The 23879-nt window shown below is 69.8% G+C and carries 31 protein-coding genes; 24 read left to right on the top strand and 7 right to left on the bottom strand.

Annotated elements, in window-relative coordinates; genetic code table 11:
* Position 1: 1 nt before the first annotated feature.
* Positions 2-5017, bottom strand: coding sequence for a hypothetical protein (locus ACFKCF_RS35990; RefSeq protein ID WP_394499758.1), 5016 nt, complete (start codon positions 5015-5017; stop codon positions 2-4).
* A 520-nt stretch (positions 5018-5537) separates the two neighbouring features.
* Between ACFKCF_RS35990 and ACFKCF_RS35985 the strand changes: the two genes are divergently transcribed.
* From ACFKCF_RS35985 to ACFKCF_RS35965, 5 genes are all read left to right on the top strand, one after another.
* Entirely contained in the window at positions 5538-5831 is a 294-nt protein-coding gene (locus tag ACFKCF_RS35985; RefSeq protein ID WP_394499757.1) for a hypothetical protein, read from the top strand.
* Positions 5832-5994: 163 nt separating this feature from the next.
* Positions 5995-6345, top strand: a complete 351-nt coding sequence (locus ACFKCF_RS35980) for a hypothetical protein (protein ID WP_394499756.1) — start codon at positions 5995-5997, stop codon at positions 6343-6345.
* Entirely contained in the window at positions 6345-6692 is a 348-nt protein-coding gene (locus ACFKCF_RS35975) for a hypothetical protein (RefSeq protein WP_394499755.1), read from the top strand. The genes ACFKCF_RS35980 and ACFKCF_RS35975 overlap by 1 nt, the downstream gene beginning before the upstream one ends.
* An 11-nt stretch (positions 6693-6703) precedes the next feature.
* Complete coding sequence (locus tag ACFKCF_RS35970; protein ID WP_394499754.1) at positions 6704-7411, top strand: hypothetical protein; 708 nt, start codon at positions 6704-6706, stop codon at positions 7409-7411.
* Positions 7411-8424, top strand: coding sequence for a hypothetical protein (locus tag ACFKCF_RS35965; protein ID WP_394499753.1), 1014 nt, complete (start codon positions 7411-7413; stop codon positions 8422-8424). The genes ACFKCF_RS35970 and ACFKCF_RS35965 overlap by 1 nt, the downstream gene beginning before the upstream one ends.
* Before the next feature lie 49 nt (positions 8425-8473).
* Here the strand turns inward: ACFKCF_RS35965 and ACFKCF_RS35960 are convergent, their stop codons facing one another.
* From ACFKCF_RS35960 to ACFKCF_RS35950, 3 genes are all read right to left on the bottom strand, one after another.
* Positions 8474-9742, bottom strand: a complete 1269-nt coding sequence (locus ACFKCF_RS35960; protein ID WP_394499752.1) for a DUF6884 domain-containing protein — start codon at positions 9740-9742, stop codon at positions 8474-8476.
* Between the two features lie 138 nt (positions 9743-9880).
* Entirely contained in the window at positions 9881-10039 is a 159-nt protein-coding gene (locus tag ACFKCF_RS35955; RefSeq protein WP_394499751.1) for a hypothetical protein, read from the bottom strand.
* A 44-nt stretch (positions 10040-10083) separates the two neighbouring features.
* Positions 10084-10704, bottom strand: coding sequence for a hypothetical protein (locus tag ACFKCF_RS35950; protein WP_394499750.1), 621 nt, complete (start codon positions 10702-10704; stop codon positions 10084-10086).
* A gap of 159 nt (positions 10705-10863) precedes the next feature.
* On the opposite strand from ACFKCF_RS35950, the gene ACFKCF_RS35945 reads away from it, so the two are divergent.
* Positions 10864-12078 carry a hypothetical protein gene (locus ACFKCF_RS35945; protein ID WP_394499749.1) on the top strand — a complete coding sequence of 405 codons (1215 nt, stop codon included), beginning with the start codon at positions 10864-10866 and terminating at the stop codon, positions 12076-12078.
* A gap of 6 nt (positions 12079-12084) precedes the next feature.
* Here the strand turns inward: ACFKCF_RS35945 and ACFKCF_RS35940 are convergent, their stop codons facing one another.
* Together ACFKCF_RS35940 and ACFKCF_RS35935 are read right to left on the bottom strand one after the other, a co-directional pair.
* Positions 12085-12375, bottom strand: coding sequence for a DUF6504 family protein (locus ACFKCF_RS35940; RefSeq protein WP_394499748.1), 291 nt, complete (start codon positions 12373-12375; stop codon positions 12085-12087).
* 242 nt (positions 12376-12617) lie between these two features.
* A complete protein-coding gene (locus ACFKCF_RS35935) occupies positions 12618-13202 on the bottom strand; it encodes a hypothetical protein (protein ID WP_394499747.1) in 585 nt (194 codons plus the stop codon).
* A 149-nt stretch (positions 13203-13351) separates the two neighbouring features.
* Here ACFKCF_RS35935 and ACFKCF_RS35930 point away from each other — a divergent pair, with 149 nt between their 5' ends.
* The 12 genes from ACFKCF_RS35930 to ACFKCF_RS35875 all read left to right on the top strand — a co-directional run bounded on the left by ACFKCF_RS35930 (position 13352) and on the right by ACFKCF_RS35875 (position 19974).
* Entirely contained in the window at positions 13352-13525 is a 174-nt protein-coding gene (locus tag ACFKCF_RS35930; RefSeq protein ID WP_394499746.1) for a hypothetical protein, read from the top strand.
* Positions 13522-13839 carry a hypothetical protein gene (locus ACFKCF_RS35925; protein ID WP_394499745.1) on the top strand — a complete coding sequence of 106 codons (318 nt, stop codon included), beginning with the start codon at positions 13522-13524 and terminating at the stop codon, positions 13837-13839. Before ACFKCF_RS35930 ends, ACFKCF_RS35925 begins: the two co-directional genes overlap by 4 nt.
* A 98-nt stretch (positions 13840-13937) precedes the next feature.
* Entirely contained in the window at positions 13938-14291 is a 354-nt protein-coding gene (locus tag ACFKCF_RS35920) for a hypothetical protein (protein ID WP_394499744.1), read from the top strand.
* Between the two features lie 76 nt (positions 14292-14367).
* Positions 14368-15216, top strand: coding sequence for a hypothetical protein (locus ACFKCF_RS35915; protein ID WP_394499743.1), 849 nt, complete (start codon positions 14368-14370; stop codon positions 15214-15216).
* Between the two features lie 17 nt (positions 15217-15233).
* Positions 15234-15629, top strand: a complete 396-nt coding sequence (locus tag ACFKCF_RS35910) for a hypothetical protein (protein WP_394499742.1) — start codon at positions 15234-15236, stop codon at positions 15627-15629.
* A 45-nt stretch (positions 15630-15674) separates the two neighbouring features.
* Entirely contained in the window at positions 15675-15977 is a 303-nt protein-coding gene (locus tag ACFKCF_RS35905; protein ID WP_394499741.1) for a hypothetical protein, read from the top strand.
* A 53-nt stretch (positions 15978-16030) separates the two neighbouring features.
* On the top strand, positions 16031-16432 hold the full coding sequence (locus tag ACFKCF_RS35900) for a hypothetical protein (protein WP_394499740.1): 402 nt from the start codon (positions 16031-16033) through the stop codon (positions 16430-16432).
* A 57-nt stretch (positions 16433-16489) separates the two neighbouring features.
* Positions 16490-17050 carry a hypothetical protein gene (locus tag ACFKCF_RS35895; protein WP_394499739.1) on the top strand — a complete coding sequence of 187 codons (561 nt, stop codon included), beginning with the start codon at positions 16490-16492 and terminating at the stop codon, positions 17048-17050.
* 65 nt (positions 17051-17115) lie between these two features.
* Complete coding sequence (locus ACFKCF_RS35890; protein WP_394499738.1) at positions 17116-17706, top strand: hypothetical protein; 591 nt, start codon at positions 17116-17118, stop codon at positions 17704-17706.
* A gap of 61 nt (positions 17707-17767) precedes the next feature.
* The gene (locus tag ACFKCF_RS35885) at positions 17768-18295 is read left to right on the top strand and encodes a hypothetical protein (protein ID WP_394499737.1); all 528 of its coding nucleotides are present in this window, start codon (positions 17768-17770) and stop codon (positions 18293-18295) included.
* 61 nt (positions 18296-18356) lie between these two features.
* Positions 18357-19511 carry a hypothetical protein gene (locus ACFKCF_RS35880; protein ID WP_394499736.1) on the top strand — a complete coding sequence of 385 codons (1155 nt, stop codon included), beginning with the start codon at positions 18357-18359 and terminating at the stop codon, positions 19509-19511.
* A complete protein-coding gene (locus ACFKCF_RS35875; protein WP_394499735.1) occupies positions 19501-19974 on the top strand; it encodes a hypothetical protein in 474 nt (157 codons plus the stop codon). Before ACFKCF_RS35880 ends, ACFKCF_RS35875 begins: the two co-directional genes overlap by 11 nt.
* Positions 19975-20071: 97 nt before the next feature.
* On the opposite strand, the gene ACFKCF_RS35870 is transcribed toward ACFKCF_RS35875, so the two are convergent.
* Positions 20072-20200, bottom strand: coding sequence for a hypothetical protein (locus ACFKCF_RS35870; RefSeq protein WP_394499734.1), 129 nt, complete (start codon positions 20198-20200; stop codon positions 20072-20074).
* Positions 20201-21030: 830 nt separating this feature from the next.
* Between ACFKCF_RS35870 and ACFKCF_RS35865 the strand changes: the two genes are divergently transcribed.
* The 6 genes from ACFKCF_RS35865 (at position 21031) to ACFKCF_RS35840 (ending at position 23760) form a co-directional block, all read left to right on the top strand.
* Positions 21031-21261, top strand: a complete 231-nt coding sequence (locus tag ACFKCF_RS35865; protein ID WP_394499733.1) for a hypothetical protein — start codon at positions 21031-21033, stop codon at positions 21259-21261.
* Between the two features lie 66 nt (positions 21262-21327).
* Entirely contained in the window at positions 21328-21597 is a 270-nt protein-coding gene (locus tag ACFKCF_RS35860; protein WP_394499732.1) for a hypothetical protein, read from the top strand.
* On the top strand, positions 21594-21758 hold the full coding sequence (locus ACFKCF_RS35855; RefSeq protein WP_394499731.1) for a hypothetical protein: 165 nt from the start codon (positions 21594-21596) through the stop codon (positions 21756-21758). The genes ACFKCF_RS35860 and ACFKCF_RS35855 overlap by 4 nt, the downstream gene beginning before the upstream one ends.
* Before the next feature lie 86 nt (positions 21759-21844).
* On the top strand, positions 21845-22465 hold the full coding sequence (locus ACFKCF_RS35850) for a 6-pyruvoyl trahydropterin synthase family protein (protein ID WP_394499730.1): 621 nt from the start codon (positions 21845-21847) through the stop codon (positions 22463-22465).
* A 23-nt stretch (positions 22466-22488) separates the two neighbouring features.
* A complete protein-coding gene (locus ACFKCF_RS35845) occupies positions 22489-23160 on the top strand; it encodes a helix-turn-helix domain-containing protein (RefSeq protein ID WP_394499729.1) in 672 nt (223 codons plus the stop codon).
* 51 nt (positions 23161-23211) lie between these two features.
* A complete protein-coding gene (locus ACFKCF_RS35840) occupies positions 23212-23760 on the top strand; it encodes a hypothetical protein (protein WP_394499728.1) in 549 nt (182 codons plus the stop codon).
* The last annotated feature ends 119 nt before the right edge of the window (positions 23761-23879 follow it).

The raw sequence follows: 23879 nt of genomic DNA, 5'->3' as shown, positions 1-23879 counted from the left end.
GTTACCGGATCAGCGCGCCGACCCGCCGGGCGGCGGCAGCGCCAATCGAAACTTCGTCCTGGCCGGGCTGCGGGTAGACGTTGACCGTCGCCGACGCACCCGCCCCGGCCTGCTGCCGGTCGACCTGGCGGGCCCGCGGCGCCGACCGCGACGCCTGATACAGGTCCGCCGAGCTCGTGCCGACCACGCCGCCGGACGCGAACCGCTGCAGGGTGCCGCGCCGGGCCGCCGTGTTGATGGCGTTGATCCAGCCGGTGCCGAGCCACCGGGCCGCCTCCGGCCGAAGCCACGCCTCACCCGGGCTGACGGCGGCGAGCATCGTGTCCCGGCCGGGGGAGTAGCCGGGCAGCACCCCGTACCCGCCGCCCGGGACGACGCCGCCGCGCGCGAACGACAGCGTCGGCAGGATGGGCAGCTTCAGCTTGGATGCCACGCTGTTCCACAGCTTGACGATGCCGTTGTTGTAGAGGCTGTTGATCACGCCCTGGATCGGCTGACGCACCGCTTCGGCCACACCAGACCAGGCCGTGCTGATCTTGCCCTTGGCTTCGCCGAAGAAGTCCCGCACCCGCTTCAGGAAGCCGGACACCCCGGTCTCGGCCGGTTTCAGACCGGACGTCGTGGAGTCGGACACGTCCTTCCACGTGGCCTTGGCCGACGCGGGGGCGTCCTTCCTCAGCTTGAGGAACGCCAGGCCCCCGTCCGAGATGAATTTGTCGATCTTGGCCTTGCTGGGCGGGAGTCCGGCCGCCGCGTCCGCCTGGATGGACGCCCAAGCTTCCTTCAGCGACTTGGGCGCCCCGGCCTTCAGCTCCAGGAACTTGCTGTTCCCGGTCTGGACGAACGACGTGAACTTCTGCGAGGTGATCGGCAGGCTCGCGGCCGCGTCTGCCTGGATCTGGTTCAGCATGTCCCGCATCGACTGCGGAGCCTGCGCCTTCAGGTCCAGGAACTTCGTGCCGCCAGCCCGTACGAACGCGTCGATCTTGGCCTGCGACGGGGGAAGCCCCGCGTCGATGTCGGCCTGGATCGCCGCCCACGCATCGCGCACGTGTTGCGGCGCGGTTTGCTTGATCGTGAGGAACTTCCCGGCCGCCCCAGACGCGAAGGTGGCGATCTTGGAGGTGACCGTGGCCGTGCTCGTGTTCGTCTGCCCCGTCAGCGCGGACCACATGTCCGACCAACTCCGCTTGACCGCAGCAATCTGCGGAGCCCACTTCTTCACCAACTCCCCCGGCGGAGGCACCAGCCCGGCCAGCAGCGCCGTAGGCCCGGACACCAGCGACCCGAGCGCGGCCGCCGTGGTGTTGCCGCCCGCGCCGCCCACGAGGCCGTTGATGCCGCCGTACACGGCGCCGATCAGCGTTCCGATCGGCCCCGCCAGCGACCCGATGCCGCCGCCGGTCATCGCGCCGTTCAGCGCGCCCGCGCCCGGCTTGCCGAGAGCCTCCTCAGCCCCGGCCAAGATCTCGTCACCGAAGAGGGCCGCCGCCGCGGCGGCGAGAGTCGCCGCGAGGCCGCCGCCGACCTTCGCCGCAGTCTTGCCCACGCCCTTCTTGCCGGTCGTGGTCGTGGGGGTCTTGCCCGTGCCGGCCTTGCCGTCGCCGCCGAGGTCAACCTTGCCGTTCTTGCCGGTCCCGTTGAACAGGCTCGACGGGTTGATCTTGGAGAACCACCCGGAGATGTCGATCTTCTTCTTCGTGTCGAACACGTTGTCCGGCTTGACTTTCGACATCCAGCCGCCGGGGTCGATCTTCTTGTCTCCGACGTCCCCGACCAGGCCGCGCGGGTTCAGCTTCGAGAACCAGCCGCCAGGGTTGATCTTCTCGCCGACCGTGCTGATCAAGTTCTTCGGGTTCAGCTTCGAGAACCACGACCCCGTGTTGATCTGCCCGGTCGGCTTCGCGATCAGGTTGGCCGGGTTGACCTTCTTGAGCGAGCCGGCCACGTCCACCCTGGACAGGGCCGTCTTGAGCTTCGTGCCGACGTCGCCGAGCTTGTCCAAGCCGAGCACGCCCGCCAGGCCGCCGAGCCCAACGCCGACCTTCCCGGCCACAGTCTTGAGCCCGTCGAGCGCCTTGGACAGGACGCCGGTCTTCTTCGACCCGCTGTCGGCCTTCCGGCCGGTCGCATCCACCTCCTTGCCGAGGCCCTGGGTCTTCTTCCCGGCCTGGTCCGCCGACCGGCCCACACCGTCGTAGGCGTCGGCGAGTTGGTCGGCGTTTTTCTTGGCGTCCTTCGCCCCCTTGCTGTCGCCGCCGAGGTCCACGTCGACGTCGGGCCCGCCGCCCTTCTTCCCCTTGCCGCCCTTGCCGCCGTCATCGTCGTCGTCCCCGCCGCCGAGCAGTTTGGACAGGCCCGTCAGCTTGGACAGGCCCTTGCCCGCCTTGCCGAGCAGCTTGATGCCCTTCGCCAGCATGGTCAGCTTCTTCAGCAGGCCGCCGATCACGACGCTGACCAGGCCGAGCACGAAGATCCAGCCGAGGATGTCGCCCACGAACGGGATGTCGGAAATCTTGGTGAGCCACTGGACGACGCCGCGCAGGAACGCGAGGAACCCCGTCAGGGTGCCGTCATCGACCACGGCCTCGGTGATCCGACCCAGGAACGTGGCGACATCCTTGATCAGCCCGCCCGCCTCGCGCATCAGCGGAATGAGACCGTCGAAGAACTTGCGCAGCCGCTCCTGCGTCTCCGGCTGGTTGATCCAGTGGTTGAAATCCTCGGCCGCCTGCGCGAGGTCCTCCAGCATCGTGCCCCCGGCCGACATGCCCGGCCGGAAGATGCCGACGAGCGCGCCGCCGACGTTCTCGAGAATCCGCCACACCCGGGACGCGGCGACCCACGCGTTGTCGAAGAACTCCTCCAGCGACCCGTCGCCGCTGACCCGCCTGGTCCACTTGTCGAACGTGTCGGCGCCGCGTGCGATCCCGTCCGCGAGCTTGACGACGAACGGCATCGACACGTCGATGATCCGCACGACGCCCTTGAACGCGGAGATTCCGGCCTTGCCGAACAGTTGGGTGGCCTGCGTGTTGCGGCCCATGATCCGCGACACGTAGCCGGAGAACGCCTTGCTGCCGGCGAGCCTGCCGAAGTCCGCGACGAGGTCGCCGACGACTCGGCCGGTGGCCGCCATACCGGAGCGCAGAGTGCCGAGCAGCGGCATCGCCGCCTGCACCCCGCGCCTGACGCCGGGCGCGAGCGCATCCTGCACCTCGAATTTGAGCTCACGCAGCTCCGGCCGTACCTGGCGGTGGATGAACAGCACGAGGTCACGCATCCGCGGGGACAGGTCGGCAAGGGCCTGCGCCGCCGGATCCACGCAACCGCCGCCGGTCTGGCCTGCGGTTTTGGCCGCCTTGCGGGCCTTGGCTAGCTCGGCCTCGGCGTCCTTCAGCCGTTCGACGGCGAGCATCTGATCCCACAGCGCTTCGCGAAGATCGCGCGCCGCCTGGACCTGCGCCTTCTGGGCGGACTTGACGCCGTCCTGGGCGTCCTTCACCCCCTGCAGGGCGTCGGCGACGCCGCGCTGAGCGTCGGCGATGGCGCGCGCGCTGTCCACGGCCGCCTTGGCGGCATCCTTGCGCGCCTGCCCAAGTTCGTACTCGGCGTCCTTTTCCGCCTGGATTGAAGCGGCAAGGCGTTCCTTGGCCGCCTCAACCTCCTTGGACCCCTCGACCCCGCGGGCGTCCGCCTCGGCCTTCTCCTGGGCGAGGTCCTGGTTGCGCTCCTTGACCTCATCGAGCCGGAGCAGCGCCTGACGGTACGCCAGATCCGCCTCACGTTTGTCCAGGTCAGAAGCGAACGGATCCTTGTTGACCTTCTCAAGGCGCTGCTTGGCCCGCTCGATCGCGATCTTGGCGGACTCCTCGTCCAGGGCGCCGCCACGCGCCGCCAGAGCAAGATCCTCAAGCCGTTCCTTGGCCTGCCGTCTGGCCTCGTTGAGATCTTCCGTGGCCCGCTGGGTGGCGCGCTGAGCCTCGGCCACCCGGCGCTCGGCCATCTCGACCCGGCGCGCGGCCTGCTCCTGCCGGTCGGCCGCCGCTGCGACCGCATCCGAGACCCGCTGACGTGCCTCGGCGACCCGTTCGACGGCCTCCTTCACGCGGGCCTCGGCCTGCTCGACCGCCTTGGCCGCCTCCACTGTGGCGTCGCGGGCGTCGCCGACCCGCTCGTTCGCCAGCATCCGGGCGTGCGCCGCGTCGCGGATCGCCCTCTCGGCGTTCTTGATCCTTTCGGCTGCCGCTTCGCGGGCCTGCGCCGACGCCGCCCCCGATGCCGCCGCCTGCTTGTCCGCCTGCGACAGCGCGCCGAGCGCCGCCCCAACCCCGGAGAACCCGACCAGCAGCGTGGCCAGCCCCTGAGCGGCCGTCGTCACCAGGCCCGGCAGCACGCCGAGCACGCCCACCGCCTGAGACCCTGCGGCGACCACCGCGCCCAGCCCGCTGGCGAGCGCCGTTGCACCGGCGGCCGCGAGCAGCAGCCCCGACCCTGCCGCCGCGACCTTCCCTAGCGTCGCCACCAGCGTGCCGGCCTGGCGCGTGGCGTTCTGGTCGAACTGGACCGGAACCTTGACCGGCCGCCGCTCAGTCTCCTGCCGGAACTTCTCGCCCTCGGTCCGCGCCGGGGAGGTGTCCGCGCCGACCTCGACGTCCGTGGCCGCCGCCCGCGCCGCCTGGTCGACGTCGGCCCGCAACTGGGCACGATCAACCTCGGCGCCGAACCGGATCCGCACATCGCTGCGGGCGACGCCGTCCAAATCGCGGCGAAGCTGCGACCGGTCCACGGTCGCCTTCAGCCGCACCTCGGCCTCACGCTCAGCCGCCCGCGCCGCGGCCTTCGCCTCGGTGGCGACCGTCCGCGCCTCGATCTCCGCCGCAAGCTTGGCCTTGACCGCCTTCGTGCGCCGGTCGATCTCCCGCTGAAGCTTGCCCTCGTCAACGTCCGACAGGTCGGCCACGACCTTGATGTCGATCCGCCCGCCGTCGAGCCCCCCGCCAAGCTCGTCCGCCATCCGCCCTCACCCCCCGATGAGCCGCAGGGGAGGGTGACGTAAAAGGCCGCTAACGTCGCCCAGCGGGACGCAAGCGCACGAACGGAACTTCCCGCGCGGGAAGTTCCAGGACCGGGCCAGCGGCGGGCGTACGATGCGCTGCAAGCACTGGAGGGCCCATGACTTTGTACCTGCATCTGCCGAACGACACCGGCAAACTGAAGCACCTCATCGGCCTGCCGGGCAGCGAGGTCCTGCCCGGCCCGCCGCGCGGCCTCGACGAGGTTCCACCCGACAAGGCGCTTATCTCTGTGCTGGATATGGGGCCGCGCGAGGTGGCGGGGTACATCGTCTCGGAAGTCGACTTCGCCAACTGGACCCGTTCCGGCGACGACCGGCCGAAGACCTGGCTCCTCATGGACCGCCAGGTCGCTGACAGCCTGTGCCCCGAAGCTCCGAAGCTCCGAAGCTCCGCCAGCACTGGCAGTCCGGCCTGGAATCCGACGCCGAAGCCGCTGCGCACCCCGACAACCTCATCCCTGTGGCACGCACAAGCCGCAGCGGAATCGGCATCCACATCGAACTGCTGCGCAGGTACGCGAAGGCCCTACGCGGCGAGCCGCAGGGCGACACGAGTGACGACCTCCTGACGGATGCCGGGGTACGGCGCATAGCCGCCACCGACCTCACCGCCCTCGCGGACGACCTGGAGAAGTGGGCCACGCACGACTGGATCGCCATCATCGACCTCGTCGGAGGGGAACGCGAGAACCTGGCGGGGCCGCTTCCTCCCTTCCCTGGCGCCGGCCCGAGCGAGAACCAATCAGAAGCCTAGAAAGGGCTGAGCCTCCGGCACGACAAGCCGGAGGCTCACACCCCGCTAGCCGGGATCAGAGGGACGCACAAGCCCGAACTGGACTTACCGCGTGGGAAGTTCCTGACCGGCCGCCGGGACGGCCGTGGGGACGCTAGGGCATCCTCCTGGCACCATCCGGCCCATGACGGCCGCGACCTTAGCTCTGCTGATCGAGCAGGGCGCCACGTTCGAGCACGAGCTAGCCCTGTCCGACGGCTCAGGCATCGTCGTCCTGACCGGCTACAGCGCCCGCATGGACATCCGGCCGTGCACCGGATCCGCGACCCTGCTCCACCACCTCGACACCACCGCAGGCGGGGGGATCGTCATCGACGGCCCGGCCGGGGTCGTGCAGCTGCGCATCCCCGCCGCCGCGACCCGCACGTTCGGATGGGACCGCGCCGTCTACGATCTGCTGCTCACCTCCCCGGACGGCGACGAAACCCGCCTCCTGGAAGGGCCGGTCACGGTCAAGCCGGGAGTGACCGCCTGATGGCCCTGCATGACCCGGTGATCGTCACCACCACCGAGCAGCGCACCGTCATCCACGTCACCGCCCGGCCCACCGTCGTCCAGGTGCGCACCCCAGGCGTACAAGGTCCGCCAGGACCCCGCGGGGAGCGCGGCCCCGCCGGGCCCGGTGGCGGCGGCTTCCACGTCCACGACCAGACCCAGCCCGCCCGCGTGTGGACCATCCCGCACGAACTCGGCCGCCGCCCCGCCATCGCCGTCGAGGACATCGACGGCAACGAGATCGACGCCGCGGTGTTCTGCCCGGACATCGCGACCGTGATTGTCACCCTCGGCGCGGCAACTGCTGGCCGAGCCCACCTCAGCTAAGGAGCGCGGTCATGGCCGTGAAGAAGATGCTCGCTGGCGACTACGACTTCGGGCAGGGCCACCTGCTCAACCTCGGCGACGCCACCACAGATACCGGCGTCCCCACCTGGGGGCAGGTGAAGACCCTCGTCAACTCGGCCGTCTCCAACCTGGACTACAAGGGGTCGGTGCGCGTCGCCTCGACCGGCAACGTGCCGGTCACCTCGGCGCCCGCCACGTTGGACGGCATCACCCTCGCTGGCGGCGACCGGCTTCTGCTCAAGGATCAGACCGCAGGCGCCGAGAACGGCCTCTACGTGTTCACCGCGTCGGGCCAGCCGCTCACCCGCGCGACCGACGCCGACGCGAACGCCGAGGTGACCCCCGGCCTGTGGGTCACCGTTGAGGAAGGGACCGTCCACGCCGACACCGCCTGGTGGGTCACCACGAACGGCCCCATCACGGTCGGCACCACTGCCATCGTCTTCAGCCGGTTCCCGATCACCGCAGGCAGCACGTCGTCCGACTTCGACCTCATCGGCCCGCCCAGCGCGAGCAACACGTGGACCGTCACCCACAACCTCGGCACCAAGGCAGTCCTCGTCCAGGTGTGGGACGAAGCCACGGGAGAAGAGGTGGACGTCAAGAAGGTCGCCGCCCTCAACACCGTCACCATCAGCGCGGGCGTCCCCCTCGCCCAGAATGGCTACCGCGTCGTGATCTTCGCCCGGAAGCCGTGATGAGCCGACACCTCGCCCCGCTGCACCTCGCCCAACTCGGCGGCACGCCAGCCCCACCCCCGCCGGGGCACGTCGCTGTGTACGCCGCCCAAGACGGCACCCTCCACCAGCAGACCTCAGACGGCGCCGCCGCCCCGGTCACCGCCTCGCGGGTGGCGCGCACCAGCGCCGACATCATCGTGACGCCCAACCAGCCATCCGCGCCACTTCCGGGCCTCCAGCTCGACCTCGTTCCGGGACTTCAGCGCGTGAGCGCATTCCTCCCCCTGCAAGCGGTCGGGGGACGGGTGGCCACCGATGTGAGCCTCGCCGGTCCTGGCGCCTCCCTAATCTTCGCGACATCACAGCTCATCTACGCGACGCAGGGGTCCCACTACGTGCACGCCACGAACGCATACGGGCCCATACTCGACGGCAGCTATTGGATCTACCCCGCTGGCCTAATCCACTTGAAGCTCGACGCCGTCGTGGACGCTGTCGAGCCCGGCACGGTCGCACTGGTGTCCACGGTGCACCGAGAGCGATACGTCTACGACATGACGCCCGAGCAGGACCTGAACGACTGGAACGGGGCGGACGCCGCCATCAACCCGATCGAGGCGCCCGCCAGAAGCCCCGGCGGTTCCATGCACGTGCTCGCCTACGGGGATGCCGACGCCGTGGCGTGGCAGACAGGGGACGTCAACGGCGGCCGCTGGCGGTTCGAGGCGTGGCTGTACTCCGACACGGGCTGGGCCCAGGCCGGCCTACGCATGACGTGGTGGAATTGGGAGGACGCCAACACGCAGGTCGGCGAGAACAGCGACATCCGTCCACTCCCCGCAGGGCAGTGGACGCGTTTCGCTCTGGAAGTCGAGCAGCCCGCAACCGCCACCGACGTGCGGCTGAACATCGGATTGTGGGGCGCGGTCCCGGCCGACACGGTGTTCTACATCGACGACGTCGTATTCGAGGAGATCACCGGCCAACTCAAGGTGCCAGCAGGCTCGCTCATGGTGGCCTCCCCCCTGTAAGGGCCTGGGTGGCGGTGGCGCTGGTGGCGCCACCGCTGGGTGCCGAGCGCTATGCCGCGGCGAACAGGTCGAGCTGGGCGAACCTCGGCGCGTGGCGCGCGACGGGATGGCGGGCCGTGCGCACCGCTGTACGGCGGGCGGGGCGGGGCGTGAGCACGCGCTGCCCGGACAGCGGAGCTGGGGCGGCGGGAGCGGCGGTCTCCACGACGATGGCGGCGTCAAGCAGGGCGGTGACCTCGTTGGCGTCGGCCTTGGAGGTGATGTCGAACCAGCCGTATTCGGCGTACTGGGCGGCGACGGCGTCGGCCTGCTCCCAGATCGGCGCGGTCTCGTCGATCTGCGGGGCGGGCTCGTCGACCGGGCGCAGCAGGGTGGCCACGATGGCGGCGAACGCGCGGGCCCGGAAGGCGCGGAGGTGGGCGCGGCGCTCGGCCTCGGTCAGGCCGTCCAGGTGGTGCTGGTTGGTGGAGTGGCGCTCCCAGCGGCCGTAGTGGCGTACTACGAGCGCCGTGTAGCCCTCGACCAGCTCGACCAGGCGCGGCAACGCGCTCGCGAAGCCTGCCACCCGGGCGGGGCTGCCGTGGGCCTGGAGGGTGACCGCGTCGGGCTGGGTGGTCGTCACGCCGTTGGCGGCGGCGAACTGGCGGGCGGCCCGGATGCGGGCGGCGACCTTGGTCGCGCCGGAGCCGGTGGGGAAGGTGAACCGCACCGAGGCGCGGCCGCCGACGATGCGCATCCTGTCGGCGGTGACGTAGGCGGCGCGGCGGCGAGCCTCGCGCTCAAGCCTGGCGGCGCGGACGGTCGCGGCGTGCTCGCGGCACTCCCGCCGCAGGGCCTCGCGGTCGATGGGGGCGGCGGGGGCGTGCGGGGCGGGCTTGTACATCGCGGCGAGCCGCGCCATCTGCTCCCCGATGCCGCGCGTCCCCTGCAGCGGCGCGTCCAGCGCGGGCCACACCTCGCGGGCCAGCTCCACGTAGGCGCGGCCGCCGAGAACGGTCACGTCCGCGTCGGCAATGCCGAGGGCGGCGGCCTGGGCGCGCAGCGTCTCGCCGGTCACGGTGCCCGCCTGCCCGGCCCGCAGCTCGTACGGCTCCAGCATGGTGTCGAGCTCCACCAGGCCGTGCAGCGCGGAGAGGATCAACACGCGGCCGCCGTCGTGGGCGAGGGCGTCGGCGGCGCGGCGCGCGGCCCGGTGGTAGCTCCCGACATACAGCTCTCCGGCCGGGATGGCGGCGGCGGTGTCGGCCTTCTTGCCGCCGCACGGAACGATGACAACCCGGGCGGTTCCGGTGGTCTGCACGGTGGGCGTGGCGGTCATGTCGTTCCTCCTGGGGCCGGGCGCCGAGGGGTCGCAGTCCCTCGGCCTTACATTAAAAAGTGTAGGTCATATTTATTTTTCCTGACAAGGTCCCGGGCATGACGAAGGGCCAGGACCGGCACGGTCCTGGCCCTTCGCTCACTTGATCGTGTTCGCCGTGGCCATCATGATCCCGAACGCCCGATCGATCCCCTTCTTCGCCTTACCGGTCACCCACTCCGGCCGCCTCGCCTCGCGCGGCTTCGACCGCCGCCGGTCGGCCGCCAACACCGCGATCTCCTCCAGAATCTGCGTCAAGATCTCGTAGTGGCGCGGCCACGGGTCGGCCCGCTGCTCCTCGTTCAGGTTGACGATGGCATCAGGGGGGAGGCGATCCGCTCGGGCGAGTAGCCGCCGGACCCCGAAGAAGCCGGGCTGTCCGGGCCGGCGCCAGGCTCCCCGGGGCTCGAATCCGGGGTAGTGGTGGGCAAGGTCGGCGTCGAGGTCGTCCCACCGCTCGATGAGTCGGAGGACGGCGAGGATTCCCCCAGGCGCAGCCCGTACGCCCTCAGCAGCCCCTTCACGAGCGCGACCATGTCGGGGACGGCCGGCCGCAGCGCGAAGAAGTCGGCGAAGCCCTGCTCGCCCAACAGGCGGACCGCCATCTGGTGAACGGCCGCCATCACCTGGTCGGGCAACTTCTTGTTGATGACGAGCTGGTCGATCACCATGTCGAGCACGGCCATGGTGGCGGCGTTCGGGTCCTGGACGCGGGCCGCGTCCAGCGCCGTGCGAACGATCAGGCCCAGGTCCACCGCGACGTGCGTCAGCGGCTCCAGCACATCCAGCGGCAGCTCGGTCGGCAGTTGGCACACGACCCGCCCCCGGAACTTCAGCGGGAACGTGTCGCTCACAGCAGCGTTGCGCTCCGCTGCGATGGCGGCCAAGCGCTCATCGCGGTCAATGTCTAGGTCGATCATCATCCCGAGGTCCTCCAGACGGTGCGGGCAGGTCGCCGAGGACCGTAGAGCACGTGGGGCTTAGCGTCGCATCGTTCGAGATTGTTGCCGGATCCTCTGACATGACCGCCGGATCGTGCGCAGGATAGGGGCTACTCCCATGATTCGACCGCAAGGAGCCGTATGCCCGGCACGCTTTCCGGCCTAGGTCAGGTTCAGCCCACCCGCATCTTTGCGCTCCAGTTGAGTAACCTGCGGGAAGCGACCTCGCTCACGCGTGAAGACCTGGTAGATGCCCTAGATGTAGCCCCCGAGCTGATCGACGACTACCTCGAGGGTACTCGGCTGCCGACCGCTGTTGACCTTATGTTGCTCCTGCACACCATCGACCCCGTCATTACTGTGGGCGAGGTCGTGGTCTGGCAAGTTGCCCTGGAATTTGCTAGGGCGCTCTCGTCCTCTACACCTTACGAGGGCGATCCGGCGCGTGAGTTCAATCGGATCCTCACCCTCTTGGAGTTCGACCACTTCGGTCCCCATGATCCCCCTCCGCGATCGCGGAGGGGTATGCCCTCACGTGAGGCGCTTACGGCGTTTCTACAAGCGGCCTTGCCCGCCGAGTGGGATAGGTCGCCGTGGCTCATGGCATACGACTTCGCTCGTGATCTTCTGCAGGCGAGCCCCGACGTCGGAGGACCTGAGGGGAGGGGTGGGACGACACCGCTACATTTCGATCTCCCAAGGCCAGCCCCCGTTGTAGCCCCTACGGTGATTGTGGGCCGAAACGAGGTCGGCAAATCAGCGGCCCTCGGCGCTCGGAGCATGGCGTTCGCGTACGGGATGCGTCTTAATAGGGCAGAGGCTCAGCGTGGCCTGGCGGAACACTCGTTGCCAGGGTCGACGCCGGTAACGATCTACCTCAGCGACGAAGCCGGTCATGAAGCCGTTGAGTCGGCCGTAGCTGCCTGGCTCGACGCCCAAGGGCTAGAGATTGTCTACACCGGGAAACCGGTCATCGGGTCGTTCTGGCGTCCGCTCCTCGCACGCCTCAAGAATGAGAGTGAGGAACATCTAGACGACGGCGTCAGTCTCATTGGGCGCGCTGCGGGCCTCTATGGACTGGATACCCGTCAAGCCGACGTCAATCAGAAGGAGGCCGAAGCGTTCGCCAAGGTCATGGAGGCGCTGGCAGATATCGACTCGGCGGTAATCCACCATGGCACGCTGCTCGTGGTCAAGCATGCTGGCGCTGTCGTGCGGCGCGAACTGAGCCAGCTTGAGGTGGAAGCCCTGCGCCGTCACCCCGTCCTCACATCGAGGCCGGACACCATATTGAGCGAGCTGCAGCGTCTCGCAGACGAGACACCATCACTTCCGCATGCGGCGATAGACGGCTAGTGCGATTCAGCGGCCGAACTCGTCGAGTTGCCACCGCTCACGCGCGACGTCAACCGACAGCATGAGCACGCCCGTCCCCTGATCCGATGAGGCCTCCACGCGGTAGTGCCACACATCCACCGGGGCTTCGTACGGTAGGTCCTCCCGCCACCACTCCCGAGACGTCACCCAACACTCGAGTATCTGGCACACCCGATAGGTGCGCGGCCGCCGGCCCTGCCGCGCCCACGTGAACCGCACGGGCCGGCCGAGGGGGAACACCGGATCGTCGGCCGGTTCGGTGACGACGTCGACCACGGCCGGTACCTCTCCCACCCGGCCCAATGTAGGCCACCAGCCAGACGACGGCGGGGAAGCGGAAGGGGCGCCGGCCAGACTCGGCCGACGCCCCCCGCATGTTGATCCCCAAGGCCCGCCGCCGAGGAGCTGGCGCTGCTGAAGGGCCAGCTCGGATCGTTGCGGCCGACGTGCCGTCCCGATGCGGACGAACCGGAAGACTTCGTGCCGGAAGGAACTTCCCGCGTGGGAAGTTCCGAAGGTCAGGGGGTGGGGGTCGGGTCGAACGCCGTCCAAGTCGCAGGCAGCAGGTCGTAGTACGGGGCTCCGACGTCGCCGCCCAGCACGCTGAGCCGCAGCGGCAGCGTGGACGCCTCCGTCTTCTGGAAAGACTGCTCCACACCCTCGGACTGCTCGCACCTCGGCACCATCCGGCGAAGCCGCTTGGTGCCGTCGATCAGCTCCAGGCACGCCGCGGTCTCGACGCGGGAGCCGATCGCGGGCGGGGTGAACCGGTAGTAGGCCGCGCCGCCGCCCTGCGGGGTGATCTCCTCAATCGTGCCGCCGCCGTACACGGCCTTAAACGAGGCCAGCGACCACTCCAGAAGATCGACCTCGATCGTGGCGGCGTCCTCGGTCTGCCAGCGCCTGACGGCGTAGTTCGACTGGTGGGCGCGCGTCTCCTCAAAGCTCGGGTCGGTGCTCCAGTTGAACGAGTCCGGCGTAAAAAGTCCGATGTCGTACCACGCGGACGGCATGGTCACCGTGGGGCCTTCCGGCGCGGGACTGCCGACCGGCGCCAGCCACAGCCGCGCCTGCTGCGGGATGAACACGTTCTCTGCGCCCACGCGGGCCTCCCAGCCACTCGGCACCCCCGCCCGCTGGGCGAGGGTGTGTCAGGTTGGGGACCCGGGCGCAGAGTAGGGACGAACCGGGCTAACGTCGCGCTGACCAGGGCGGCAGGACGTTAGCGACCGTTTGCGCTACACGTCCGGCCATGACGACGACGAAGGCCAGGAGCGCGGCGGCCGCGCCGCCGGCGGGCTCGCGCTGGCGGTGCCTGGTGCGGCCGTGTAACCTGCGCGCCCGCTGGCAGCCGGCCGCTGACAGTGCGGCGGCGCAGGAGTCGCTGTGGTGGCACTACCGGCTCATGCACCGGGGGCGGCCGTGAGAGATCTCCTGTGGCAGGTGGCGGCGTGGGCGCATTGGGTGATCCCGCTCGCCGTGCTGGAGACGCTGGCGTTCCTGGTGGGCCGCCGCGCGGGCCGGGTGGCGGGGGAGCGGGAGCGGCAGCGCCTGGAGCAGCGACTGGAGACGTTCACGACGATCCTGGGGCCGGTCGCGCAGGCGATCAGGGACGGTAAGCCGTCGTTCCGGATGGGCGAGCAGGACCGGGCAGTCCTGGCGCTGCTGGTCACGGAGCCGGGGGAGGACGGCGACCGGCTCGCCGAGCTTGAGCAGAAGTTCCATGAGCGGTCCGAGTAGACATGGTTATAAATATGCCCTACACTTTTCAATGTGAATCCGGGGACTGCGACCCCCGGACGAACGGCCAAGACCCCAGGAAGAAAGGGCATAACCCCATGAACTCGATGCGCCCCTACGCCGGTTACCTCCACGGCGAACTGACCGGCCTCGGCTTCGCCGACCTCGGCCGCGACCCGGAGGAGCTGGGCGGCTACGACGCCCTGTTCACCCGCGTCTACCAGGGCTTCGGCTACCAGGTGGAGGTTCACGAGCAGGACGGGGACGTCACCCTGCGCGTGTTCGGCCCGGGTGAGGCCGCTGAGGGAGACAGCACCTACCGCAACGGCCACCTCGCCGAGACCAAGTTCGCGGTCGAGATGCCCACCGCGATCGTCATGGGAGCCATCACGGCCGCCGTGACGCTCGGCAAGGACACCGACCGCCTGTACGCGGCCCCCGCCGTCGCCTAACTCTCCCCACCCTGTGGTCCCCGCCCGCCTACTCCCGGGCGGGGGCCACTCCTCCCCACGCCTGGAGCACACTCCCGTGATCGTTACCGTCGCGCTGCTGCGCGCCGCCCTGGTCAACCTCGCCGCCTACGCCTGGCACGCCCCCGCACCGGTCATGGTGTCGTCACCCAGCGACCTGTGGGCCCGCCCGCTCACCTCGGCCATCAGGTTCGGCCACTACAAGACCGTCGAATCCGACGACCACGTCGTCCCCGTGGGCATCCTCACCCGCAACCCCATTGACGGGCCGCTCGTCGCCGCCCTCACGGTCGCGGATTTCGACCGCGACCCCACCCGCAAGGACATCGCCAACGCCACCACGGATGTCCAACTCGCCAACAACCTGTACTGCGCCGAACTGCTCAACCCGGCCATGCCGGTCGTCATCCCGACCGACCGCAACGAGTACGAGCTGTACTCGCCGCTCAGCCCCGCCATGGATCACGGCTACTACGACCCCGATGGAGAGCACCACTACGGCGTGTGGGGCCATGACATGACGGACGGCCCTACGGTCCACGTCCTGTGGCCGATCTCGCCTGAACGCGCCGCCACCCCGCCCACGCCCATCCGGCCCGTGGACTGGTTCGCCCGCCTTCACCAGACCGAGACGTGGACCGACTGGCACGGCCGCACCCGCCGCATCCGCGACCTGGACGTCTACGACAACTGCATGGCGCGGTCCTGGCTGGAGACCAACGCCGCCACCATCACGGACGGCGTCATCCGGCACATCCTCGGCCACCCCGACCCCGACGCCGTCCTCGACACCGACCCGGGCAGGCTCACGCCGCTCCAGGAGGCCGACATCGCCGTGACCGACCCGCACGGCTGGATCGTCGAGACCCCCCTCGCCCAAGCCCTCGCCGCCGTCTACGCCAACTGACCTTGGAGAACCCCCCGATGTACGCGAACTGGTACGCGCGCCTAGACAACGAAGAGACCTGGATGGACGAGCAGGGCATCGAGCATGTCATCGCCCGGATGAGCCCCCGCTACGCCCGCAACATCCTCGTATGGATTGAGCGGCAGCACGAGGGCATCGTCCAAGCCGCCGCCAACGCCCTCCGCGACGTCAAGCTCCCGCCGTTCGACACCCACGCCTACGACGATGTGGTGCGCTCGTGCGACGACGAGGCCGCCGCCATGATGAGCAACCCGCGCGCCTGGCTCGCCGAAACCCCGCTCGTGCTGGCCCTCACCGAGGCAGCCACCCCCTACATCGCCCGCCACCGGCAGCCCAAGCGCCACCTGCGCGCGGTCCCGCTCTCGGCTGAGCGCTACCTCCACTCTGTCTGACCCCACCGCCCCGCCCCCGGGCGGGGCCAACCCCGAAGGGCTCCCATGACTTACCGCCGCGCCGCGCAGATCTTCCTGATCATCGCCGCCATCATCATCACCGCTGCCGGGATCAAGGCACTCATGGACGACAACCTGACCGCCGCGATCCTCGCATTCTGGGCCGTCGCCTGGAAGGGCGTGCACGGGCTCAACCAGGACCAGATCCAGCGACTTCAGGCCGAGATCAAGGCCCACGCCGAGATCACCAACCTGATGGCCATGCACCTCACCGACGAGCAGCACGCGGAGTTCACCGCCCAGTTGAAGGCCGTCGAGGCCATCAAGGCCGCCGAGTCCGGCTCCTGACCCTCAACCCCCGGGCGGCGCACACCGCGCCGCTCCCTCCCTGGAGAACCCCGGTGACCACCACCCCGCGCACCCGCACGGCCGACGAACTGGCCGACCTCATCCTCACCCGCACCCGCGTCCGCGTCTTCAACCCCGGCAACCCGAGCGACTACATGCACGGCACCATCGCGGCCCTCACCAACGGCGGCATGCTCCTGAATGTCGGCCACGGCTTCGTCGCCCTCCCCGCCGACGCCCCCGTGAAGCCGTGGCCAGCGAAACGCGTCCGCGTCTACCGCGTCGTCGGCGAGAACGGCGTGCCGCGCTGGACGTGGTGCCCCCTCTTCAACGACCTGCCATACCGCCCCTTCCGGTACCCCTTCCGGTCCTGGCGGGAGGCGATGGACAGCGCCCTGCGGTGGCTGGAGCACACCAAGGGCCTGCAGAACCTCCCGGCCCTTCCGAACGCCTAACCCCCACGCCCGCCCCGGCCTGCGCGCCGGGCGGGCCCACCCGAGGAGAACTAACCCGTGAGCGACACCCAGCCCGCCGACAACGTGCGGACCCTCATGAACAGCGAGCTGTATGCGCACATGCACGCCGCCGTGGGCCGCCTGCTCGAACACCAGAAAGAAGGCGTCGGCGGACGCGCCTGCCCCTGTGAAGAAGACCCGTGGGACGCCAGCACCGCATGCCCCTACCGTGAGGAGGTCACCCGCCTCCACGCCGAGGTGGCCGACCGCCCCCACGCGGTCATCCTCGACGTGGCCGGCCCCATGACCGGCCCCACGACCGGCGTGGCGTCGGTCGTGGTGCCGAACGGCAAGGTGTCCATCGACTCCCGCACCCGCGACGTCTTCCTCTCAACGAGGGACACCAACGGCTTGACGCGCTTCATCCGTTGGCCGTGGCAGGACGCGGCCACCACGGGTGAGGCCCTGGTGATGGCCGCGCACGCCGCCCGCGACGAGCCCGACCCGGACAAGGTGCAGAAGCTCGTCACCCTGATCTCCGACTTCGGCGACACCAACCTCGTGGCCCTGGCCCGGCACCTGCTCACCTCCGGCGTCCAGCTCCCCAACGCCTCCTGACCCCCGACAGCCCTGTGCCCGTTCCGGCCGCGCGCCGGGCGGGCCAACCCCCTGGAGACAGCACCGTGACCGACCACGCTTCACCGGCCGCCGAGATCCGCGCCCACATCGCCACCTTCGACCAGCGAGCCGCCGACGCCCGCGAAGCCACCATGACCGGCCGCGACAACAGGGAATGGCTCCCCTGGTACGGCGTCACCCACAACGTGCCCAACGCCAAGGACACCGGCAAGGCCCTCGTGGCGCACCACCGGTACACCCACGACCGCGAAGAGGCACGGTACGAAGCCGAGTTCATCGCGGGCCCGCTCGATCCCCGCCTGGCCACCTGGATCATCTCCACCGGCCCCAACCTGGCAGGCCCCATCGGCGCCCTACTCGGCCCGATCGCCGACCTCATGGAAGCCCACAACGCCACCGAGCAGAACGTGGGCCCCGACCCCGACGTACCCCTGCAGCTTGGCGTCGTGGTGGACGGCCACGGTCAGGTCCGCCTCGACTGGACCGGCGCCCTGGCGTTGGCCCGCCGCCTCGCCACCGTGCCCACCAAGCCGCCCACCTGCAACGGGGCCTGCACCACCGGCGCCGATCTCGGCCTGCTGGAGTACGCCGGCTGGATCGCCAACGCACACCCCGACTGCCCCCTGCACGCCTGACCCGCTCGGCCTGCCCGCCCGGTCGCGCGCCGGGCGGCCCACCTCAAGGAGAAACAGCACCATGAGCGACCTGACCGCCGAGGCCATCGCCGACTTCCTCGCCGCCGCCGACAACACCCTCGCCGACGAGCTGGACGCCAAGGTCGGCCTGTACGCCACCGGCCACACCCTCCACATCGAGGTCACCCCTCGCCAGAGCTCGAACGCCGTCCGCTTCGCGGCGCGCGTCTTCCCGGTCGAGCCCGCGCCGCCGGTCGCGGCCGAGCCCGTCCGCCTCGACGCGGAGACCGCCCGCGAACTGACGTACCTGGAGCCCGGTGACGACTACGAGGGCTGGACCCTCGTGCTGATCAAGGAGCAGGGCAGCACCCGGTGGGCGTCCAGCCACTCGATCGTCATTCGCAACGAGGCTGGTGAGCACTTCGCGAGCCACTTCCGTACGGGTCTGACCGAGCAGCAGGAGACCCGGCCGTGGGAGGGCCTGAAGGTCGCCCTCTTCAAGCCGGTGGCCCGTAGGACGCGCGTCGTCCAGGTCCACGACTGGGTCGCCCCCGCCGAGAACGCCGACGCCGCGCCCGCCGCCTCCTGACCCTGCCCGGTACCTCCCGCCCTGCCGCGCGCCGGGCGGGCACCTCCCCGAGGAGAACCACGTGAACCGTGACCCCCTGATCCAGGCCGTGGGCGCCAAGCTCAACGAGCACTGGCCGTACCTGCTCAACGACGGCGTCCAGTACCGCGTCGCCGTGGACGCCCTCGACGCCGCCCAGGAGGCCGGCGCGGTGCCCACGGCCGACCGCGAACACCTCCGCGACCGCCTAGACGACGCGCACGCTCAGCGCGAGCAGGCCGAGGCCGAACGCGATCAGCTCCGCGAGCGCCTGGACGACGCCCTCGTCAAGCGCGAGGCGTACAGCATGGCGATGCACGAGCTGTTCGGCGGGATCGCCGCCGCCCGCAACGCCCTCGCCATGATGCGGAGGGGCAAGACCCCGGACTGGGATCTCCTGGAACGGCAGCTCGTCGGGAAGGTGACGTACGCCGACGAACGTCTCGGCCACCGCCTGACCCGCGAGGCGTCCAAGCTACGGCAGCGCACCGCCGAGGCCGAGCAGGAGGCCGCCGAACTGCGCGCCAAGCTCGACGCCGCCGAACGCGAGACCGCCCGCGCCCACCAGCTCGCCGAGGTCGTCCACACCAGCTACGGCCTGCTCAACGCCGCCCACCTGGACCTGCGGGCGCGCATCACCGAGGCGATCGACCTCATCGCCAAGTACGACGGCCCCGAAGCTCCGTTCGAGCACCACCCGAAGTGGGCCCACGTCCGCCACACCCTCATCACCCCGAAGGCGGCGGCCGTCCCCGGGCAGCCGCCCGCCGACGAGGACGCCGGCCTGCCAGTCGCCGCACTGGTGGACGTGGACGGCACCCTCGCCGAGCGCGGCGACCGCTCCCCGTACGACTGGGCGCGCGTCGGAGAGGACACGCCGAACCGGCCGGTCATCGAGACCGTGCGCGCCCTCTACCACCGCGGCTACCGGATCGTGGTCATGTCCGGCCGGTCCGACGAATGCCGCGCCGCGACCGCCGCATGGCTGAACGCGCACCTCGGCGTCCCGTGGGACCACCTGCTCATGCGGGCCGCTGGCGACTACCGGAAGGACGCCGAGGTCAAGACGGAGCTGTACGAGACGCGCCTACGTGGCCGGTACGACGTCCGCGTGGTCCTGGACGACCGGCGGCAAGTCGTGGACGCCTGGCGGGACCTGGGCCTGACCGTCTTCCAGGTGGCGCCCGGTGACTTCTGACCAGGTGCGCGGCCAACCGGACGACGCAGGGGAGTTCCTGGTCCTCGACCAGGCCCCGGCCGAGGGCGAGCAGACCAGCAAGGGTCGCCCCTGGGCCAAGTGCACGTGCGGTCACCGCATCTGGTCCGAGCGGGCCCTACGACTCGGCAAGGGCAGCAAGTGCGCCCGCGGCCTCCACCTCCCCCGGCACGGCCGAGGATACGGCCGCACCCGAGGGTGGCGGCACGTGACCGGACAGACCGACCTCTTCACCAGCAAGGAGACCAACATGGCCACCATCGCCCCCGTCGTGGACGTCGCCGACATCGCCGCGGTGTTCGTCGCCGACACCCTGGACGAATCCGGCATCGACGTCACCATCCGCCACCGTCAGGACGACCGGCCCGAGGTGACGGTCATCCTCGACGGGAAGGCGTTCCGGCTGCACCTCACCCAGCTCCCCGCCGAGCCGGACACCAACTGACCAGGCAGGACGGAACGTATCTACAACGTAAAGGCGGCCGCCCCGGACACCTCCGAGACGGCCGCCTTCGTCACGGCCTACAAGCCACGATGCGGCATCAGCCGATCGAGAAGCTCACCGCCGCGCCGTACTGCACGAGCACGACCACGACGACCAGGACCAGGATGACGCCCCAGACGAGCCGGACGACCGGCTTCGGCACGGAGACGTTGACGGTGAACTTCATGAGCTCCAATGAGAGCTCCCTCCTGCGGGCACACGCGCCCGCGTCCGGGTACCAATACGGTGCCGGACCTGGGGCAATCTGCCCCGGACGCGCTACACTGGAGCTTGCGAAACACCTGGTAGCCAGCGTCCAGGACCCTCAGGTCCGGCTGGTAACCCAAGGCCCGCCTCTCCCTGGTACGGAGATGCGGGCCTTTACGGTTGCTCCGATATTACTCCTCGCGGTGCCCTCGGCGCGACGCTAAGGGAAACATCGGCAAAGTGAGACTCGGACATCTCGATCATGAGACTGGGGTTCCTCGACCTGCGGCTTAGCCCGTGTACACGGTCTAAAGGGAATGGGGAATCTGTGGACGGTCTGATCAGTTCTGACCCTTCCTCTGATCCTCGCGGTACGCTTTCCGCGTTTAAACAGGCCACGATTAACGATCTGCCATTTAACTTAATCCGGAGTTCTCCGATTTAACTTAATCGGAGAACGGGCCACCGTATTTTTTTTGGCGTCTCTCTTATTTGCGTTCCCGGTGGGACGACTGGCCCGGTCGCGCCTGAAGACCTGCAGCGTCCATCTCAGGGCCACTCGCGGGGGCCCCATCCCGCCGTGGGCCCACCTCGGACTGAGGCGGCTTTCCTGGCCGCTCATAGGCATATGCCCTAAACTCCAGCGGAGAAGGTCTCTCTCGTGGGGTCTCCCCAGGTTGGAGCGTTCCACGCCCTCCTGGCTCTCCCTGGAAGGTGCGTCACACTTCCCCACTAGATCCATTACGGCAAGTCAACTCGAACACGAGTACGCATTGCCACGCACCGATCACGGCATGCGATCCTGGAGGCATGGCCGCAGCGATTGATCTCGTCGTCCCCCAGGGCTACGCCCTCGCCGACCTCGACACCTGGTCGCACGTCTGCGCCACCAACCAGCACGGGGACTGCACCGGCCGGTACATCAACCCGGACCCCGACTGCCCGGCCGAGAAGATCGAACTGCCGTGCACGTGCGGCATCTGCCAGCACGACCAAGCCCCCAAGAAGCGCGGACGCCCCCGCAAAACCCCCGACGCGTAGCAGCCACCCCGGCCCGCCCACCTGGGCCGCGCGACGTTAACGAAAAGACCTGCTACCCATCGGCGCGTGAACACGCCGATCTATGACCGCCTGGTCGCCGAGCTGCGCGAACAGCACACCACCACCGTCCCGTTCCGGCGCCCCGCCGCGGCGCCCGCTGGCCCGGCCGGGGCCGCGCGCGACTGGTTCGCCCCCGCCGAACCCGCCCCGGCCCGCGTCGAGCCGACGCCGCCGCCCGGCCTCCAGGGCATCGCTCGCATCCTGTCCATGGCGCGCGTCGGCCTCGACGTCCAGGACCCCAGAGCCGTCGTCGTGATGACCGGGACCGTCGCATGAGCCGCAACGAAGGCTGCGCGCCCATCCTCGCCTACTTCCTCATACTGGTCGCGCTCGTCTGGAGCGCCGCCACCACCGACATCACCGCGCTCTCGATCCTCTGCTGGGTCATCGCCGGCGGCTCCGTCCTGGCCCTCATCGTCGACGCCGCCATCGACTAACGGGCCGACAGGACGCTAACGACGCAACCTGCCACACTCCCGCCGCACCACGACACCCCACACGCAAAGGACCTCGAGACCCGCCCATGTTCACCGAGACCATCGAACACACCTGGGAAGCAGGCCACTCCCTCCCGCACCTGCCCGGCAAGTGCGCCAGCCTCCACGGCCACACCTGGCGAGCCTCCATCACCATCGCCGCCGCCCACCTCGACACGTCCGGCATCCTCGTCGACTTCGGCCTCCTCAAGGCCCGCGCCAAAACGTGGATCGACACCCACCTCGACCACGCGCTCATGCTTGGCGCCGACGACCCCCTCATGCCGCTCCTCGAACCTGGCCCGGACGGCACCCCCACCCCGCTCGCCACCATGTTCCTCAAGCGTGGGCAACGCCTGTTCGTCTTCGGCCGAGACTTCACCGACGTCGCATGGCCCTCCGTCGAAGGCGTCGCGCAGCTGCTTGCCCACCACGCGCACGACTGGCTGGCCCGCTCCACCACCCGCCGCGACGTGTACGTCTCACAGGTCACCGTTCGCGAGACCGACCGCAACTCGGCGGCCTGGCACAACCCCGAACCACCCATCGCCCTCCACACGATCGCCGGCCAGGGTGGCGTCGCCGGCGACATCGCCCGCCTGATCCTCACTAACGCCGCCCTCGCGGCCCAACCGGCGCCGGGCGTCCTCGCCACCGCCAGCAACTAACCCCCTCGAAGGAGAAACCCCGCATGACCAGCACGCCCACCACCGGCTACGTTCCCGTTCCCGTCAAGGACTTCGCCCGCTTCACCACCCTCGCCGACGAGCTCGGCCAGGCCGCGCGGGACCTGGCCGCCTCACTCGCGGACGCCCCCGAACGCCAGGCCCTCGCCGAGCACGCCGACACCGCCGCGGCGCCGACCGCCAACACCATCCCCGGCATCCCCGAGGCCGGCCGAACCAACAGCCGCGCCACGCAGGCCGAAGCCACCGCCAATCGCGAGCACCTCTGCCAGCAGATCGCCGCCACCGGCACGCACGGCGCAACCACAGCCGACCTCACCACCGCCAACAGCCAGACCGCCCCACGGATCCACTCAGCCATCCGCACCCTCGAAGCCCACGGCCGCGTCTTCCGCACCGGCCACGGCATCATCCGCTGGTACGCCGCCGAACACCGCACGACCGTCGTCAACGCCATGCGCCGCCGCATCCCCAACCACGACCTCACCGCACAGGAAGCCGCGGACGCCCTCGGCCTGCCCGTCCCCCGCATCCGCGAGATGGTCGAAACCGGGCAGCTCGACGGCCGCCGCGTCGGCAAAGCCATCATGGTCCACCGCAAGGGCGCCCTCGCCTACATCGACACCATCGGCGCCCCGCCCACCACCGAGCCGGCCAACACCCCGCCCGCCGCATAACCCGCCACAGCCCACCCACCCCCCGACCCGCACGAGAGGAGGAAGCACACCATGGTGCGCCGCAACACGCTCACCCCCGAACTCGCAGACCAAATCGTCGCCGCGTTCGAGGCAGGGAACTCCGTACGCCGAACCGCAGCCCTCGTAGGCGTCAGCCGCAGCGCCCTCTACGACTGGCTCGCCCAAGGAGAGCAGGACAACGCCCCCGAGCTGTTCGCGGACTTCGCGGACAGATGCACGCGCGCGCGCACGAAGGTGATGGGGGACCTGTTCAACGCGGCGTACCAGGACGCGATTGGCGGGGTGGAGATCAAGCGGGCGGTCCGGCCGGATGGGACGGAGGAGGTCCAGACGACGCCGCCGAACGGGAAGATCGCGCTGGAGCTGATGTCGCGGATGGATCCGGATGAGTGGCGGCCGGTGAAGGCGGTCGAGCTGGAGGTGTCGGGGCCGAACGGGGGCCCGGTGCGGGTGGCTGGTCAGGAGGGTGTGGTGGAGGGCATCCGGGAGCGGGTGCGGAAGGCGAAGGAGCGTCGGGCGGCCGAGGCGGCGGCCCGCGCCGAGCAGGAGCGGCAGACGACGGGGGAGCACGGTGGGTAGTCATGAGCCGGGGGGATTCGGGCAGCCACTTTGGGAGTCGGCGGCTTGCGGGAAGGGACCACCGGCCTAGTAACGCGAGTTGCCCCGAAGGGTGGGCAACTTGGCACGGCCGGTCTACG

Source organism: Nonomuraea sp. JJY05 (genome assembly GCF_043496855.1).
GTDB lineage: Bacteria > Actinomycetota > Actinomycetes > Streptosporangiales > Streptosporangiaceae > Nonomuraea.
This window is presented reverse-complemented; position numbering and strand designations above follow the sequence as displayed.

Excerpts from the sequence above, each read along its gene's own strand:
- ACFKCF_RS35990 (WP_394499758.1), bottom strand. The coding sequence starts at position 5,017 with ATGGCGGACGAGCTTGGCGGGGGGCTCGACGGCGGGCGGATCGACATC.
- ACFKCF_RS35980 (WP_394499756.1), top strand. The coding sequence starts at position 5,995 with ATGACGGCCGCGACCTTAGCTCTGCTGATCGAGCAGGGCGCCACGTTC.
- ACFKCF_RS35975 (WP_394499755.1), top strand. The coding sequence starts at position 6,345 with ATGGCCCTGCATGACCCGGTGATCGTCACCACCACCGAGCAGCGCACC.
- ACFKCF_RS35970 (WP_394499754.1), top strand. The coding sequence starts at position 6,704 with ATGGCCGTGAAGAAGATGCTCGCTGGCGACTACGACTTCGGGCAGGGC.
- ACFKCF_RS35965 (WP_394499753.1), top strand. The coding sequence starts at position 7,411 with ATGAGCCGACACCTCGCCCCGCTGCACCTCGCCCAACTCGGCGGCACG.
- ACFKCF_RS35960 (WP_394499752.1), bottom strand. The coding sequence starts at position 9,742 with ATGACCGCCACGCCCACCGTGCAGACCACCGGAACCGCCCGGGTTGTC.
- ACFKCF_RS35950 (WP_394499750.1), bottom strand. The coding sequence starts at position 10,704 with ATGATGATCGACCTAGACATTGACCGCGATGAGCGCTTGGCCGCCATC.
- ACFKCF_RS35945 (WP_394499749.1), top strand. The coding sequence starts at position 10,864 with ATGCCCGGCACGCTTTCCGGCCTAGGTCAGGTTCAGCCCACCCGCATC.
- ACFKCF_RS35930 (WP_394499746.1), top strand. The coding sequence starts at position 13,352 with ATGACGACGACGAAGGCCAGGAGCGCGGCGGCCGCGCCGCCGGCGGGC.
- ACFKCF_RS35920 (WP_394499744.1), top strand. The coding sequence starts at position 13,938 with ATGAACTCGATGCGCCCCTACGCCGGTTACCTCCACGGCGAACTGACC.
- ACFKCF_RS35910 (WP_394499742.1), top strand. The coding sequence starts at position 15,234 with ATGTACGCGAACTGGTACGCGCGCCTAGACAACGAAGAGACCTGGATG.
- ACFKCF_RS35905 (WP_394499741.1), top strand. The coding sequence starts at position 15,675 with ATGACTTACCGCCGCGCCGCGCAGATCTTCCTGATCATCGCCGCCATC.
- ACFKCF_RS35885 (WP_394499737.1), top strand. The coding sequence starts at position 17,768 with ATGAGCGACCTGACCGCCGAGGCCATCGCCGACTTCCTCGCCGCCGCC.
- ACFKCF_RS35870 (WP_394499734.1), bottom strand. The coding sequence starts at position 20,200 with ATGAAGTTCACCGTCAACGTCTCCGTGCCGAAGCCGGTCGTCCGGCTC.
- ACFKCF_RS35865 (WP_394499733.1), top strand. The coding sequence starts at position 21,031 with ATGGCCGCAGCGATTGATCTCGTCGTCCCCCAGGGCTACGCCCTCGCC.
- ACFKCF_RS35855 (WP_394499731.1), top strand. The coding sequence starts at position 21,594 with ATGAGCCGCAACGAAGGCTGCGCGCCCATCCTCGCCTACTTCCTCATA.
- ACFKCF_RS35850 (WP_394499730.1), top strand. The coding sequence starts at position 21,845 with ATGTTCACCGAGACCATCGAACACACCTGGGAAGCAGGCCACTCCCTC.
- ACFKCF_RS35845 (WP_394499729.1), top strand. The coding sequence starts at position 22,489 with ATGACCAGCACGCCCACCACCGGCTACGTTCCCGTTCCCGTCAAGGAC.
- ACFKCF_RS35840 (WP_394499728.1), top strand. The coding sequence starts at position 23,212 with ATGGTGCGCCGCAACACGCTCACCCCCGAACTCGCAGACCAAATCGTC.